Source organism: Streptomyces sp. NPDC127190 (assembly GCF_042672505.1).
GTDB lineage: Bacteria > Actinomycetota > Actinomycetes > Streptomycetales > Streptomycetaceae > Streptomyces.
Genome location: NZ_JBHXVE010000005.1, coordinates 85,618 through 99,804, shown reverse-complemented (window position 1 = coordinate 99,804; position 14,187 = coordinate 85,618). Strand labels below are relative to the sequence as shown.

Here is a 14,187-nt window from a genome sequence, read left to right as displayed (position 1 = left end):
GACGGAAGGAGAGTACCGGCAGCGGCTCTTACCCGGTCCTTCCCGAGTCATGTCATCCCATATGTGATATCAGCCGGTCCGGTCGGCGTCGCGGCGGGCCGTCGCCAGACACCAGGCCAGATTGCCCGCGGCGGCGCCGGCCGCCACCGCGGCGACGATCACCCCGCCGGTGGCGAGCCCGTCGCTGAACAGGTGCGGGCGCCGGGCGAGGCTGTGCAGACCGAAGCCGCACAGCTCGTACACGCCGACCGCGGCGACGAGCAGACTGCCGACCAGCAGGGCCAGCGTCGGCGCCAGCCCGCGTACGTGCGTGGCCGGCGCCGGGCTCGTTTCCGTTTCCGTGTCCTGCATCGTGTCCCCCGTTGAACAGACGTCTGACCGTTGGCGGTTGGGAAAACTACCCTACGGAGGGCGGGGGGAGGCCGCCGCGCACGGCGCGCTGGCGGCGGCGGTGCGGCGGGAAGGCGGTCACCCGGCCGATCACGGCGTTCGCGGCGGCGGGCCCGGCGGACCGGCGCCGGCCGGACTGACATCCGTGCCGGAGGGTCTGCTTGTCGGCCTCCTGAACGGCCTCCTGAACGGCCTTCCGGACGGCCTCACCCGAGGCAGTTGAAGCGTGGCGAACCAGGCGGAGCCCGCGATCCACCGGCCGATGACAAGACCCGACACGATGACCACGAAGACCGCGATGAGCCAGGACAGGAAGGTGAAGACCGGCCCCAGCGGGCCGAACTCCTCGAGGCTGCGCTGCATGGCCGTGGGCATCAGCAGCCCGCCGAACCTGCTCAGCGCCACACTCCCCAGCCCTGCCAGCAGCGCCCCCGGCGCCAGCTCGCGCCAGCCGATCCGACCGCCCAGCAGCAGATGCTGCGTCCACCACCACAGCAGGACCGAGGACAGCAGGGACAGCACCAGCCCCACGACCACGCCGGTGCCGAACCCGCTGCGCAGCGGAGCCTGGAAGAGCAGGACGCCGACCCAGACGACCAGCCAGACGATCCAGCGCCAGGCCGCCGCCCCCACCGGGGCCCGGGGCAGCGACCAGCAGCGTTCGCACACCGCCTGAAGGGCGCGGGTGAAGGCGGTGGCCGAGAGGAGCGCGAACAGCACACCCAGGGCTCCTGCGGTCTGCCGTGGTGTACCGGTGGCCTGGAAGGTGTGCTGTACCTCCGCCAGCGTGTCCCCGCGTACCCCCAGGAGGGCCGACAGCGAGTCCATCATCAGGTCCTGCACACCGCGCGGGGCGAAGGCCGCGACCGTCATCAGCAGCGGCAGGACCGCGAGGAACGACTGGGCCGCCAGCCGCATCGCGCCCTCCACGACGTTGACCGCCGACAGCACCGGCAGCAGCCGGCCGACGTCCACCGTCCGCCCCCACGCCGTGACCCGTCGCCTCGCCCGGCCCCGGTACGCGGACGCCGCTCTGCCGCCCCGGCGGGCGGCGACCGGCGGCGTGCGCGTGCCGCCGTCCCGCCGGTCGGAGGTTCGGGCCCGGTGTGCGGACCGGGACCACGCGAAAGTCATGGCTCCTCCTCGCGTGACACGGCCGGCCATCGGACCGCCGACGCGACGCGGCGGCACCCGCACACCACCAGCCTTCCGCGCACCGCACACCCCCGGGTCACCCGTGACGGGTGATCCGCGCAGGGCGCCATGGCTATGGGGTGTACGGGTAGCCGCACCGACCCCGGACAGGTATCGCCCCCATGACTGACCCAGCCCCCACCCACCCGGACGGAACCCCCTCACGCCGAGACGAGGCGCCTCCGCGGCCGGGCGGGGCGTCTCCCGGGCGGGGTGAGACGGATCCGCGGCCGGAGGGGGCGGGTCCGGGGCGGGGTGAGACGGATCCGCGGCCGGGCGGGGCGGGGCCGGGGCCGGACGTGGTGGCAGAGCGGCGAGCCGAGACGGATCCGCGGCCGGAGGGGGCGGGTGCGGGGTGGGGTGAGACGGATTCGCGGCCGGAGGGGGCGGGTGCGGGGTGGGGTGAGACGGATTCGCGGCCGGAGGGGGCGGGTGCGGGGTGGGGTGAGACGGATCCGCGGCCGGAGGGGGCGGGTGCGGGGCGGGGCGAGCGGGGTCTGCGGCCGGGCGATGCGGCTTCCCTGCCGGGCGATGCGGCTTCCCCGCCCGACGCGGCAGGTTCGCGCCCGGGCGAGGCGGCTCCCCTGCCGGAGGAGGGGGCTTCCCGGCCGGATGGGGCGGGTCCGGGGCCGGCCGGGGCGGCTCCCCAGCCGGGTGGGGCGGGTCCGGGTGCGGCCGGGGCGGCTCCCCAGCCGGGCGGGGCGGGTCCGGGGCCGGACGTGGTGGCAGAGCGGCGAGCCGAGACGGATTCGCGGCCGGAGGGGGCGGGGCCGGGCCCGGGGCGGGGGTCTGGGCGGCGGGCCGGGGTGGTGTCGCTTGTGCGGGCCTGTGCGTTCGCGGCCGTGCTCGTCACCGGGTACTACCTGCTGCCCCTGGACCGGCCCCGTACCAGCGGTGCCGCCCTGGTCCTCCTGGTCGGCCTGCTGGCCGCGGCCGGCATCTTCGCCTGGGAGGTGCGGACGATCGTCCGCTCGCCGTATCCGCGGCCCAGGGCCGTCGAGGCCCTGATCGTCACGGTGGCGCTGTATCTGGTCTCCTTCGCCAGCGGCTACTACCTGCTGGAGCAGTCCGAGCCCGGCTCCTTCAGCGAGGGGCTGACCAGGACCGACGCCCTCTACTTCACCCTGACCACCTTCTCCACCGTCGGATACGGCGACATCACCGCCCGGTCGCAGGCCGGACGGATGATGACCATGGTCCAGATGACCGGCGGCCTCGTCCTCGTCGGCGTCGCCGCGCGGATCCTCGCCCATGCCGTGGAGACCGGACTGACGCGCCGGAGCGGGCAGCGCCAGGAGCCCGGCGACGCCCGGGACGACAGCGAGAGGTGAGCCATGACGGCACCGATGTCCCCGACCGTCCGGCTGTCCCCGGCGGAGAGGGCGGCGTACGGCAGGAACGCCCGCAAGCGTGCCCCGAGGTCCTGCCACGGCCGGTTCGAGCCGGCCCAGGACCGGCCCGACCCGGTCGCGGTGCTGGAGGAGCAGGGATCCACCCGCCTGCCGGAGCTGGTCCCGGTCCGGTACGGCCGGATGCTCGCCTCTCCGTTCAGCTTCTACCGCGGAGCCGCGGCCGTCATGGCGGCCGACCTCGCACCGCTGCCCGGCACCGGGCTGACGGTGCAGCTGTGCGGGGACGCCCATCTGCTGAACTTCGGTCTGCTGGCCTCGCCCGAGCGGCACCTGGTTTTCGACATCAACGACTTCGACGAGACCCTCTCCGGCCCCTTCGAGTGGGACGTCAAACGTCTGGCCGCCAGCCTCGTGGTGGCCGCCCGCGCCAACGGGTTCTCCGCGCGGGACCAGGACCGTACCGTCCGGGAGTGCGTGCGGACGTACCGCACCCGGATGCGCATCTTCGCCGGCATGCGCACCCTGGACGTCTGGTACGCCCAGGACGACGCCGACCGGATGCGCGAACTGCTGGCCGCGTCGATGACCGGAAGAGCCCGGCGGCGGACCGCCGAGGCCACGGCGCGCGCCAGGACCCGCACGCATCTGGAGGCCTTCGCCCGCCTGACCCGGGTGACCGCCGAGGGCCGGCGGATCGCGCCGGAACCCCCGCTCGTCACCCCGCTCCGGGACCTGCCGACGGGCCCCGGCCCGGGTGGCGGCCCGGAGGAGCGGCTCCGGACCGTCCTGGAGGGGTACGCGGACAGCCTCTCCTCCGAGCGCCGGTACCTCCTGGGCCGCTACCGGCTGGTGGACATGGCCCGCAAGGTCGTGGGTGTGGGCAGCGTCGGCACCCGCTGCTGGATCCTGCTGCTGCTCGGCAAGGACGACGGCGACCCCCTGCTGCTCCAGGCCAAGGAGGCGCAGGAGTCGGTGCTGGCCGCGTACACGGGTGACCACCACCACGACAACCAGGGCCGGCGGGTGGTGGAGGGGCAGCGGCTGATCCAGGCGGCCAGTGACATCTTCCTGGGCTGGACGCGCGTGGCCGGCCTCGACGGACGCGACCGGGACTTCTACGTCCGCCAGCTGCGCGACTGGAAGGGCACCGCACGGCCCGAGACCATGGACCCCGGCCTGCTGCGTCTGTACGGGCACCTGTGCGGGGCCAGTCTGGCGCGGGCCCACGCCCGCTCCGGCGACCCCGTCGTCCTCGCCGCCTACCTGGGCGGCAGCGACCGCTTCGACCGCGCCCTGACCGGATTCGCGCAGGCGTACGCCGACCAGAACGAGCGGGACCACAAGGCGCTGCGCGCGGCCGTCCGCAAGGGCGGGATCCGGGCGGCCACCGGCTGAACCCGCCCCCTCAGTGGGTGACGGCCAGCTTGAAGCCGACGATCAGCAGGCCGAGGACCAGGTTGACCACCGCCGTGAGCGCGGTCAGCCGCCAGGACCCGCCCGACCGCCGGGCCGCGGCCACCGACCAGCCCACCTGTCCGGCCACGGCCACGGAGACGGCCAGCCACATGGTGCCGGGCAGATCCAGGCCCAGCAGCGGGCTGACGGCCACGGCCATGGCCGGCGGCACGGCCGCCTTCAGGATCGGCCATTCGTCCCGGCACACGTGCCAGATCGCCCGGCGGTGGAGCGGATGCATGGCCAGCCGGGCGCCGAACAAATGGGCGTGCACATGGGCCACCCAGAAGACCACACCGGTGACCAGCAGCAGCACGACCAGCTCCAGCCGGGGCCAGGGGCCGAGCGTGCCGGCGCCGATCACGACCGAGGCGGCGAGCAGGGAGCCGTAGACACCGCCGGTGTAGTCCGTCCGGGCCCGCTGTTCGGCCGTACGCTCCTGACGGGCGGACTCCACCAGGTCTCGTCTGCGCGCTGTCACGGCGATCACCGCCCCATGTACGGGATGACACCCGCCAGCATGACAAGCCCGCCGCGTGCGCACACCCTGGAGACAGAAGGCGTCTTCGGACACCTCTTCGGACACCAGGGAAAGCGGGGCCGCAGCATGTGCCGCTGGATTGCCTACTCGGGTTCCCCCATCGCTCTCGGCCAGGTCCTGTTCCAGCCGAAACACTCCCTGATCGACCAGAGCCTGCACTCCCGCATGGGGGTGGAGACGACCAACGGCGACGGTTTCGGCGTCGGCTGGTACACGCCCGACGCGGACACCCCGGCGGTGCTGCGGGACGTCGGCCCGGCGTGGAACAACCGCAATCTCCAGGAGATCGCGCAGCACGTCCGCTCGGGTCTCTTCTTCGCCCACATCAGGGCCTCGACCGGTACGGCGGTGCAGCAGACCAACTGCCACCCGTTCCGCCACGGACGCTGGCTGTGGATGCACAACGGCATGATCAACGGACATCACCGGATCCGGCGCGACCTCGCCCTCGCCGTCGATCCGCTGCTCTACCCCGACATCGAGGGCTCCACCGACTCCGAGCTGATGTTCTTCCTCGCCCTCACCTTCGGGCTTGAGGAGGATCCGCCCGGCGCGGTCGCCCGGATGGCCGGCCTGGTCGAGGAGACGGCACGCGCCCACGACATCCCCCACCCCCTCCAGATGACCGTCGCGGTCTCCGACGGCGAACGCCTCTGGGCCTTCCGCCACTCCAGCGAGAACCGCTCCCGCTCCCTGTACGTCAGTGCCGAGGTGGCGTCCCTGCGCGCACTCCACCCGGACGCCGCCTTCCTCTGGGACGTCTCCGACGACACGCGCCTCGTCGTCTCGGAACCCCTGGGCGACCTCCCGGGCGCCTGGAAGGAGTTCCCGGAGAACAGCTACGGCGTCGTCCAGCCGGGCGAGGACGTCATCAGGCCGTTCAGCCCGTCACCGGCGCCGGTGTGACGCGGCGCGGACATGAGGTAGGCGAGTACGGCGAGCACACGGCGGTTGTCGTCGTCGGAGGGGGCGAGCCCCAGCTTGGCGAAGATGCCGGTGCTGTGTTTGGACACGGCCTTGTCGCTGATGAAGAGCCGGCTGGCGATGGCGCTGTTGGAGCGTCCCTCGGCCATGAGTTCCAGCACTTGACGTTCCCGTTCGGTGAGCCGGGAGAGGGGTTCGCGTGCGCCACGGCCGCGGCGGCCGAGCAGCTTGGTGACCACTTCGGGGTCCATGACCGTGCCGCCCGCGGCGACCGTACGGATCACGTCGACGAACTGGTCGTCGCTGAACACCCGGTCCTTGAGCAGATAGCCGACCCCGCCTGCCTGGTCGGCGAGCAGTTCCTGGGCGTAGATCTGCTCGACGTACTGGGAGAGCAGCAGAATCGGCAGCCCGGGGATCCGCTCCCGGGCGGACAGCGCCGCACGGAGCCCGTCGTCGGTGTGGGTGGGCGGCAGCCTGATGTCCACGATCGCGAGGTCCGGCCGGTGCTCCAGCAGCGCGTCGAGCAGGCCCGGAGCGCTGTCGGTGGCCGCCACGATCTCGAAGCCACGCGCCGTGAGGAGCCTGACCAGCCCTTCACGGAGCAGGAAGAGATCCTCCGCGACGACTACGCGCACGGCACCTCCATGGCCACGATCGTCGGTCCCCCGGGCGGGCTGCTGACTGCCAGGATGCCGTCGAAGGCCGCCAGCCGTCGCTCCACCCCGGCCAGCCCGGTGCCCCGGGCGGGTTCCGCGCCGCCGACCCCGTCATCGACGACCTCGATGCGCAGCAACCCTTCCGTCCGGGCCATCCGGATCACGAGACCGCGCGCGTAGGAGTGCCGGACGGCGTTGGTGACCACTTCGGCGACGGCGAAGTAGCAGGCCGACTCCAGCGGGGCGGGGAGCCGTTCGGGCAGGTCGATCTCGGTCTCGCAGGGCAGGGGCAGGTCCAGTGAGAGCGCCCGGACCGCCTCCCCCAGGCCCCGGTCGGCCAGCATCGGCGGGTGCATTCCCCTGATCAGGCCGCGCAGTTCCGCCAGTGCGGTGGCCGACGCGACACGGGCCTCCACGACGAGCGCGGCGGCCTCGTGCGGCGCGTGGTGGATCAGCGCCTCGGCGACCCGGAGGTTCATTCCGATGGCGACCAGCCGTCCCTGCGCGCCGTCGTGCAGGTCCCGCTCGATCCTGCGCAGCTCCGCGGCCGCGGAACTGAGCGCGTCGGCCCGGGTCGCGGTCAGCTCCCGCACCCGCCGGGCCAGCGCCGGGTCGGGCCCCCTGCCGAACAGCCGGCCGGCATCCGCCAGCACGGTTCGGGGCAGCAGCCAGAGCCCGAGGGCCAGCAGCACCGCCCCCTGGATACCGCCGAGGACCGACGCATGGTGGGCGATCTCCAGGGGGAGGTCCGGCGCCGGCCCGGTCGGCCTGCCGACCTTCGTGACGACCACGAGGTGTTGTCCGAACCCGCTCTGGGCGACGTCGTACGCCCCGATCCCCACCAGACCCAGGACGGCCAGGTTCGCGGCCGCCCGGGGCCACCGCACCAGCCCGGCCACGACGGCCACCAGCAGCGCCAGGCCCGCCAGATAACCCACCACCGCCGGCCCCGCCCCGGTGCCCGGCGGCGCGAACCGCCACAGATCGAAACCGAGCAGGTCACCGATCATCACCACGACGGCGGGCAGCAGCAGTGCCCAGCGCGCGGACCTCGACGCATCCGCTCCGACCAGACACGCGGGCCCCCCGTTCGCCGGCCGGCGCAGCGCCGCACCGGCGAGCGCGGCGAGCACCGGCACGCTCACACAGCCCACCAGGACATTCAGCAGGTCGCGCCCGTAGCCGACAGAGGAATGCGTGAGCCAGTACGTCCCTTCCAGCACTTCGCCGGTCGCCGCCGCGACCCCGGGCAGCAACCACCGCCCGGGCACATCCGTCGCGGCGGGCAGCGCGGTGGCCAGCAGACCGGCCGCGAGCAGCGCCGCCGGGAGCAGCCCGTCGGGTTGCAGATCCGGCACGGTGACGACATAGCCGTTCGATCCGGCGGAGTTGTGCAGGGCGAACACCAGGGCCGGCACACTCCCGTACGCGGCCGTCCCCACCAACCCCGCCACGACCCGCCAGCCGACCCGCCCACCCGGCCGCGCGACCCGCCCCGACCGGTCCCGCGCCTGCTCCGCCCTGACGGCCAGCACCGCACAGACCGCGGTCAACCCCACGAGCACCCCCGCGGGCCACGGCACCCCACCCACCGGAATCGGCCACATACCGGCCCCCCGTCTCCTCACCCAGGCCACACGCTGTGACCTGCACGCCATGCTGCTGCGAGGAACGTGGCACGCGCCATGGACCGACACCTACTCCGGGGGTAGGCAAACCCCTACCCGGGCGGGGGAGCCCCCTCAAAACCGGCTGGGGACCGGACAAGGTTCCGTCGGCAGGATCACATAGGTGGTCGGTTCACCGACGGGCTGCGCGACATGCCAGCCCGCCTGTTGCAGCAGAACAAGCATGATTTGGACGTCCGTGCTGTCCGGGACGTTGCTCAATCGAACCGGGCGACCGAAGGCCGCCGCAGCGGCGAGAAGCGGCAGAGCGGCGTTCTTGGAGCCGTCGACGCTCACGGTGCCGGCGAGCGGCGGTCCAGGGCGTACGGCGATCACCTCGGCGGCCACGCTGGGGACGTGGGTGGTCGTCATCCTCAACTCCTCTGGAGGGGAGGGAAACAGGAGAATTCCTGGCTGGGTGTGCTGGTCAGGTCGATTTCGGCCCAGCAGCGCTTGCCGGTCTCGGTCGGTTCGGCGTGGTACCGGTCGGCGAGGGCGGCGACGAGGAACAGGCCCCGGCCGCCCTCGCTGTCCGCGTCGGGCAGAGCCGGCTGGGGCAGTACCGGGCTCGTGTCGCAGACCTCGATCCGCAGGACGGCCTCGTCGAGACAGACCGCGAGCGAGACGGATCCGGTGCCGGCGTACTGGACCGCGTTGGTGACGAGTTCGCTGACCAGCAGTTCGGCCGTGTGCACCACCTCGGTGCCCAGCCCCGCGTCCCAGCCCGCTATCGCGGCCACGGCCTGGTGCCGAGCCGTGGTCGCTGCGACAGGCGTCGCGGGCAAAGAAAGAGCGAGCTGGTGCGCGTCCATGAGTGGCCTTCCGAGGTTGGTGGGGCCACACCAAGCAACCAGCCCGTCGCCGTGAGTGGCGAGCGTTGGCACGGGCGCTGCATGGGTTATGCGGGAGCTGCATCACCGCCAACTACGGCTGATTTATGCTCGATTGAGCAGGCAGGATCAGCGACGGCGGAAGGAGCCGTGGCAGATGGCCGACGCGCATGGAGGAGCGAGACGGATCGGAGAACGGATCCGTCGCGCACGGGTGTTACAGCGGCGCTCACAGCACGACGTGGCCGCAGCGCTCGGGTATCACCAGTCCAAGGTGAGCCGTCTGGAGAGCGGTCGCGGCACGGAGGACATCCGTGTACTACGCGCCATCGCGCAGGAACTGAGCATTCCACCTGATGAGTTGGGCCTCGCCCCAGCTCCGGACGTCTCCGCCGCCGATCAAGAAGCTGACGACATGCACCGCCGCACGTTTCTTGCCGTGAGCATCGCAGCGCTCGCTGCCCCGGCCGGCTCTTCGGCCTCGCACACCGCCCTCGTCCAGGCACTTCTGCCCGGCCCCGGGCCTGTGGGTACCGGTGGCCCCCAGGACACGGCCGCCCTGTACGAACGCGTCGGATCAGCACTCAGGCTCTTCCACACCTGTCACTACACGGAGCTGGAGCGCATCCTCCCGAGCCTGATCGCCGACCTGCGGGTGGCCGCCGACGATTCGACGGACAGGGACATGGTGTCCCGACTCCTGGCCACGGCGTACCAGACGACGACGAGTCTGCTGCTCAAGCGGCACGACCAGGGCAATGCCTGGCTTGCCGTCGGCCGGGCGATGGCCGAGGCCGAGCGCTCGGGGGATCCTGTGGTCCTCGCCTCCAGCGTCCGTGTCCAGGCCCACGTCCTGGTCCGAGAGAAGCACGCCACAGAGGCCGTCACGCTGGTCCGGCACACCGCGGACCAGCTCACCGGCTCCTACGACCGGCGTTCACCGAAGTACCTCGCTGCCGTCGGACTGCTGCTCCTGCGCGGTGTGACCGCGGCCAGCAGCCGCGGTGACCGCGCGGCCACGAAGGAATTCCTCACCGAGGCGAAAGAAGTCTCGCGGTACGTCACTCTCGACCGGCCCGACGCCTGGGCCACCTTCAGCCCGACCAATGTTGCCCTGCACGAGCTGAGCGCTTTGGTGGCCTTCGGCGACGCCGGTCTCGCCCTTCAGACGGCCCGGCCCCTCATGCGCCGGCACATCCCGGTCCCCGAGCGCCGGGCCGCACTGTGGGTGGAGGCGGCCCGCGCCTACAGCCAGCAGGGTCGCCTGGCCGACGGCTACCAGGCCCTGAGGATCGCCGAGACCTGCGCCGCCCAGGACATCCGCCGCCCCGACGTCCGCAACCTGGTCGCCGACATGGCCGCCCGCGACCGCCGACGTACTCTGCCGGAACTGCACCGCTTCAGCCGTCAACTGGGAGTCCCCGCGTGACCGAACCGACCGCTCCGGACAAGAAGCCCTTCCTGTACGTCGTCGTGTGCGCGGCAGGCGTGGCCCGTGACGTCGGCAAGCTGATCACAGCCGCCCAGGAGGCGAACTGGGATGTCGGCGTCGTCGCCACACCGCAGGGATGTGGCTTCATCGACGCTACGGCGATCGAAGCACAGACCGGTTACCCGATCCGCTCCGCCTGGCGTTCACCGGGAGATCCGCGCCCACTGCCGCCCGCGGACGCAATCGCCGTCGCCCCGGCCACCTTCAACACGATCAACAAGTGGGCCGCCGGGATCTCCGACACCCTCGCCCTGGGCATCCTGTGCGAGGCGTACGGCATGGGCATCCCGACGGCGGCCCTGCCGTACCTGAACTCCGCGCAGGCTGCCCACCCCGCCTACCAGCAGAGCCTGGACCGGCTGCGGGGGATGGGTGTCCTGATCGGCTCCTGCGAACCGCATCGGCCGAGGGCCGGCGGTGCGGCGGACCGCTTCCGCTGGGAGGAGGCCCTGGAACTGCTGGAACCCATGGTCAGCACGATGCGGTGAGGGGTCGTTCTTCACCGGCCCCGTAGAGGCACGGGTCAGGGCGGAGCCGGAAAGCTCCGCCCGCCGGCAGAGAAACCCCACCTCACGGCCAGACCAGGCAATACGCCTGATGCCCCGCCTCGTGCAGCCGATGGCTGAAGTCCTGCCATTCGTGGAGCAACTGGTACACGTTGAACGCGTCCCGCGGCCCTCCGCGGTCCGGGACCGTGGACCAGATGAAGGCCGCCGCGCCGACCGCCTCCTCGCCGATGCCGCGCAGCGGGTCGACGACCGTCATGGGGAGCTTGACGACCGCGTAGTCGGGGTGCAGGACGACCAGTTCCAGCGGCGGCACCTTGTGCAGGGGGACGCCTTCGATGCCGGTCAGCACCATCGCGGCCACCGTCTCCGGCTTGATCCTGGTGAACATGCCGTTCATGCCCAGCTCGTCGCCGCCGAGCTCCTCGGGCCGCATCGAGATGGGGACGCGGGCCGCGGTCGCTCCGTCCGGCGCGCCGAAGTATTTGTACGTCACCCCCACCCGACCACCATTCCTGCTCCCTGCCCGAAGGCGGTCGGCCCGCCGGTCGTGCCGCTCGGGCTCACCCGGTACACCCTGTGTCTGACGTGTTTCGGTCGCTTCCTCCGCGTCGCGCCGGTGCCTTCCCCGCCGGGCACGCCGAGGACCCAGGTCATCAGTCCCCTCGCCCAGTCCGCCACCGCGATGCATATCTCCACCCGACTGCTTTTCTAGGACGCGTGGCCCCCGCCGCGCAACCCGATCATCGTGTCAGTGACCTCCCCCACGGCCGCCCGCCGAAACGTGCGGTGGAACAACAGTCCGCGGAGCGATGCCCGGCCCTGAGCATCCCCTGATCATTACGTGCGTGAGAGCTGTGTGTATCAGGTCTCAGTCTCGCAGATGGCGGATGACGGTGCCGCGTTCCCGAGGCGGGCCGTCGCGCCGGACGGGGCGCGGCCTACCCTGAGGGGGTCACCACGCAACCGGAGTCCGAGAAGCCGGAGAAGCCGCACGTCATGAGTGCACTGAGCGAAACGCCCTATCCCTACGACGCGCCGGTGTCCCAGGCGCTCTTCGACCGCGCCTCCGAAGTCACCCCGGGCGGGGTGAACTCCCCGGTGCGCGCCTTCCGCGCCGTCGGCGGTACGCCCCGGTTCATGGTGTCCGGCAAGGGTCCGTACCTGACCGACGCCGACGGCCGTGAGTACGTCGACCTCGTCTGCTCCTGGGGACCGATGATCCTCGGGCACGCGCACCCGGAGGTCATCGCCGCCGTACAGGAGGCCGTCGCGCGCGGTACGTCCTTCGGCACGCCCGGTGAGGGCGAGGTCGCGCTCGCCGAGGAGATCGTCGCCCGGGTGGCGCCGGTCGAGCAGGTGCGGCTGGTGAGCAGCGGCACCGAGGCGACCATGTCGGCCATCCGGCTGGCCCGCGGGTTCACCCGGCGGAGCAAAGTGATCAAGTTCGCCGGGTGCTACCACGGGCATGTGGACTCGCTGCTCGCCGCGGCCGGGTCCGGGGTCGCCACCTTCGCGCTGCCCGACACGCCCGGTGTCACCGGTGCGCAGGCCGGGGACACGATCGTGCTGCCGTACAACGATCTGGAGGCGGTGCAGGAGGCCTTCCACCGGCACCCGGGGGAGATCGCCTGTGTGATCACCGAGGCCTCGCCGGGCAACATGGGCGTCGTGCCGCCGGACCCCGGGTTCAACCAGGGGCTGAAGGACGCCTGCCACAAGAACGGCGCCCTCTACATCTCCGACGAGGTCATGACCGGCTTCCGTACCAGCCGCGCCGGCTGGTACGGGGTGGACGGGGTCACGCCGGACCTGATGACCTTCGGCAAGGTCATGGGCGGCGGGTTCCCCGCGGCCGCGTTCGGCGGGCGGGCCGATGTGATGGGCCACCTCGCTCCGGCCGGGCCCGTCTACCAGGCGGGGACGCTGTCCGGGAACCCGATCGCGACCGCCGCGGGCCTCGCCCAGCTGCGGCTCCTCGACGACGCCGCGTACGACACGGTGAACGCCGTGTCGCAGCAGATCCAGGGCCTGGTCACCGAGGCGCTGAGCAAGGAGGGCGTCGCCCACCGGCTCCAGACCGCCTCCAACATGTTCTCGGTGTTCTTCACCGACCGGCAGGTGCGCGACTACGAGGACGCCAAGCGGCAGGAGTCGTTCCGCTTCACCGCGTTCTTCCACTCGCTGCTGTCGAACGGCGTCTATCTGCCGCCGTCGTCCTTCGAGTCCTGGTTCGTGTCCACGGCCCACGACGAGCGGGCTATCCAGAAGATCGCCGACGCCCTTCCGGCGGCGGCCCGGGCGGCTGCGGAGGCCACCGCATGAGCAGCAGCGACAAGGACGTCACCGTCGTCCATCTGATGCGGCACGGCGAGGTGGAGAACCCGACCGGGATCCTGTACGGGCGGCTGCCCGGCTACCACCTCTCCGAGCTGGGCCGGCAGATGGCCGAGCGGGTCGCCGAGCACCTCGCCCCCCGGGACATCACCCATGTCTGCGCCTCCCCGCTGGAGCGGGCGCAGGAGACCGCCACCCCGATCGCCAAGGCGCACGGGCTGGACCTGGCCACCGACGAGCGGCTGATCGAGGCCGACAACGTCTTCCAGGGCAAGACCTTCGGGGTGGGCGACGGCGCGCTGCGCAAGCCGGGCAACTGGCAGCACCTGGTCAACCCGTTCAAGCCGTCCTGGGGCGAGCCGTACGTCGACCAGGTGGTGCGGATGATGGGCGCGCTGAACGCGGCCAAGGACCAGGCGCGCGGCCACGAGGCGGTGCTGGTCAGCCATCAGCTGCCGATCTGGATCGTGCGCTCGTACGTCGAGCGGCGCCGGCTGTGGCACGACCCGCGCAAGCGGCAGTGCACCCTCGCGTCCCTGACGTCGTTCACCTACCTCGGCGACAAGATCGTGTCCGTCGGCTACAGCGAGCCGGCGATCGATCTGGTCCCGGAGCATCTGCGGGCCGGCGCCAAGCCGCAGAAGGGCAAGGGCACCGCGCAGGGCAAGGCCTTCGGCGCCTAGAAGCGCCGGGAGCCGCCAAGAAGCGCCGGGAGTCGCCCAGAAGCGCCGAGACGCCGGGTGCCGCCGCGAAGCGCTTAGAGCGCTTTTGCCGGTTCCGTTACGAAAAACATAAGAATCATGGGAACCTCCCCGATCGTCACGTCCTCTCCCTGGGTGA

Annotated in this window: 14 protein-coding genes and 1 pseudogene; 7 read left to right on the top strand and 8 right to left on the bottom strand. The window is 72.0% G+C overall.

What is annotated here, in order from left to right; genetic code table 11:
* Window positions 1–69: 69 nt before the first annotated feature.
* The gene (locus tag ACFVIU_RS10700) at window positions 70–351 is read right to left on the bottom strand and encodes a hypothetical protein (protein ID WP_385841906.1); all 282 of its coding nucleotides are present in this window, start codon (window positions 349–351) and stop codon (window positions 70–72) included.
* A 129-nt stretch (window positions 352–480) separates the two neighbouring features.
* On the bottom strand, window positions 481–1,524 hold the full coding sequence (locus tag ACFVIU_RS10695) for a ribonuclease BN (RefSeq protein WP_385841905.1): 1,044 nt from the start codon (window positions 1,522–1,524) through the stop codon (window positions 481–483).
* Window positions 1,525–2,402: 878 nt separating this feature from the next.
* On the opposite strand from ACFVIU_RS10695, the gene ACFVIU_RS10690 reads away from it, so the two are divergent.
* Both ACFVIU_RS10690 and ACFVIU_RS10685 read left to right on the top strand, forming a co-directional pair.
* Window positions 2,403–2,915: a potassium channel family protein gene (locus ACFVIU_RS10690; protein WP_385841904.1), complete on the top strand. Its 513-nt coding sequence runs from the start codon at window positions 2,403–2,405 to the stop codon at window positions 2,913–2,915.
* A gap of 3 nt (window positions 2,916–2,918) precedes the next feature.
* The gene (locus tag ACFVIU_RS10685; protein ID WP_385841903.1) at window positions 2,919–4,331 is read left to right on the top strand and encodes a DUF2252 domain-containing protein; all 1,413 of its coding nucleotides are present in this window, start codon (window positions 2,919–2,921) and stop codon (window positions 4,329–4,331) included.
* A 10-nt stretch (window positions 4,332–4,341) separates the two neighbouring features.
* On the opposite strand, the gene ACFVIU_RS10680 is transcribed toward ACFVIU_RS10685, so the two are convergent.
* Window positions 4,342–4,872 (bottom strand): hypothetical protein, encoded by a 531-nt coding sequence (locus tag ACFVIU_RS10680; RefSeq protein ID WP_385841902.1) that lies wholly within the window; start codon window positions 4,870–4,872, stop codon window positions 4,342–4,344.
* Window positions 4,873–4,998: 126 nt separating this feature from the next.
* On the opposite strand from ACFVIU_RS10680, the gene ACFVIU_RS10675 reads away from it, so the two are divergent.
* Entirely contained in the window at window positions 4,999–5,838 is an 840-nt protein-coding gene (locus ACFVIU_RS10675) for a class II glutamine amidotransferase (RefSeq protein WP_385842201.1), read from the top strand.
* On the opposite strand, the gene ACFVIU_RS10670 is transcribed toward ACFVIU_RS10675, so the two are convergent.
* The 4 genes and pseudogenes from ACFVIU_RS10670 to ACFVIU_RS10655 form a co-directional block, all read right to left on the bottom strand.
* Window positions 5,772–6,494, bottom strand: coding sequence for a LuxR C-terminal-related transcriptional regulator (locus ACFVIU_RS10670; RefSeq protein ID WP_385841901.1), 723 nt, complete (start codon window positions 6,492–6,494; stop codon window positions 5,772–5,774). The two genes, ACFVIU_RS10675 and ACFVIU_RS10670, sit on opposite strands and share 67 nt — an antisense overlap.
* On the bottom strand, window positions 6,485–8,068 hold the full coding sequence (locus ACFVIU_RS10665) for a sensor histidine kinase (protein WP_385841900.1): 1,584 nt from the start codon (window positions 8,066–8,068) through the stop codon (window positions 6,485–6,487). Before ACFVIU_RS10665 ends, ACFVIU_RS10670 begins: the two co-directional genes overlap by 10 nt.
* 216 nt (window positions 8,069–8,284) lie before the next feature.
* A pseudogene (locus ACFVIU_RS10660) lies at window positions 8,285–8,554 on the bottom strand (UDP-N-acetylglucosamine 1-carboxyvinyltransferase); the annotation flags it as partial.
* Between the two features lie 2 nt (window positions 8,555–8,556).
* Window positions 8,557–8,994 carry an ATP-binding protein gene (locus ACFVIU_RS10655; protein WP_385841899.1) on the bottom strand — a complete coding sequence of 146 codons (438 nt, stop codon included), beginning with the start codon at window positions 8,992–8,994 and terminating at the stop codon, window positions 8,557–8,559.
* A 175-nt stretch (window positions 8,995–9,169) separates the two neighbouring features.
* Between ACFVIU_RS10655 and ACFVIU_RS10650 the strand changes: the two genes are divergently transcribed.
* Both ACFVIU_RS10650 and ACFVIU_RS10645 read left to right on the top strand, forming a co-directional pair.
* Window positions 9,170–10,441, top strand: a complete 1,272-nt coding sequence (locus tag ACFVIU_RS10650; protein ID WP_385841897.1) for a helix-turn-helix domain-containing protein — start codon at window positions 9,170–9,172, stop codon at window positions 10,439–10,441.
* Window positions 10,438–10,992 (top strand): flavoprotein, encoded by a 555-nt coding sequence (locus ACFVIU_RS10645; RefSeq protein ID WP_385841896.1) that lies wholly within the window; start codon window positions 10,438–10,440, stop codon window positions 10,990–10,992. The genes ACFVIU_RS10650 and ACFVIU_RS10645 overlap by 4 nt, the downstream gene beginning before the upstream one ends.
* Before the next feature lie 82 nt (window positions 10,993–11,074).
* Here ACFVIU_RS10645 and ACFVIU_RS10640 read toward each other — a convergent pair whose 3' ends face one another.
* On the bottom strand, window positions 11,075–11,512 hold the full coding sequence (locus ACFVIU_RS10640; protein ID WP_385841895.1) for a hypothetical protein: 438 nt from the start codon (window positions 11,510–11,512) through the stop codon (window positions 11,075–11,077).
* 506 nt (window positions 11,513–12,018) lie between these two features.
* Between ACFVIU_RS10640 and hemL the strand changes: the two genes are divergently transcribed.
* Both hemL and ACFVIU_RS10630 read left to right on the top strand, forming a co-directional pair.
* Window positions 12,019–13,335, top strand: a complete 1,317-nt coding sequence (gene hemL, locus ACFVIU_RS10635; protein WP_385842200.1) for a glutamate-1-semialdehyde 2,1-aminomutase — start codon at window positions 12,019–12,021, stop codon at window positions 13,333–13,335.
* Window positions 13,332–14,030 (top strand): histidine phosphatase family protein, encoded by a 699-nt coding sequence (locus tag ACFVIU_RS10630; protein WP_385841894.1) that lies wholly within the window; start codon window positions 13,332–13,334, stop codon window positions 14,028–14,030. Before hemL ends, ACFVIU_RS10630 begins: the two co-directional genes overlap by 4 nt.
* Window positions 14,031–14,187: the final 157 nt, after the last annotated feature.

Excerpts from the sequence above, each read along its gene's own strand:
- ACFVIU_RS10675 (WP_385842201.1), top strand. The coding sequence starts at position 4,999 with ATGTGCCGCTGGATTGCCTACTCGGGTTCCCCCATCGCTCTCGGCCAG.
- ACFVIU_RS10655 (WP_385841899.1), bottom strand. The coding sequence starts at position 8,994 with ATGGACGCGCACCAGCTCGCTCTTTCTTTGCCCGCGACGCCTGTCGCA.
- ACFVIU_RS10630 (WP_385841894.1), top strand. The coding sequence starts at position 13,332 with ATGAGCAGCAGCGACAAGGACGTCACCGTCGTCCATCTGATGCGGCAC.
- ACFVIU_RS10695 (WP_385841905.1), bottom strand. The coding sequence starts at position 1,524 with ATGACTTTCGCGTGGTCCCGGTCCGCACACCGGGCCCGAACCTCCGAC.
- ACFVIU_RS10700 (WP_385841906.1), bottom strand. The coding sequence starts at position 351 with ATGCAGGACACGGAAACGGAAACGAGCCCGGCGCCGGCCACGCACGTA.
- ACFVIU_RS10685 (WP_385841903.1), top strand. The coding sequence starts at position 2,919 with ATGACGGCACCGATGTCCCCGACCGTCCGGCTGTCCCCGGCGGAGAGG.
- ACFVIU_RS10650 (WP_385841897.1), top strand. The coding sequence starts at position 9,170 with ATGGCCGACGCGCATGGAGGAGCGAGACGGATCGGAGAACGGATCCGT.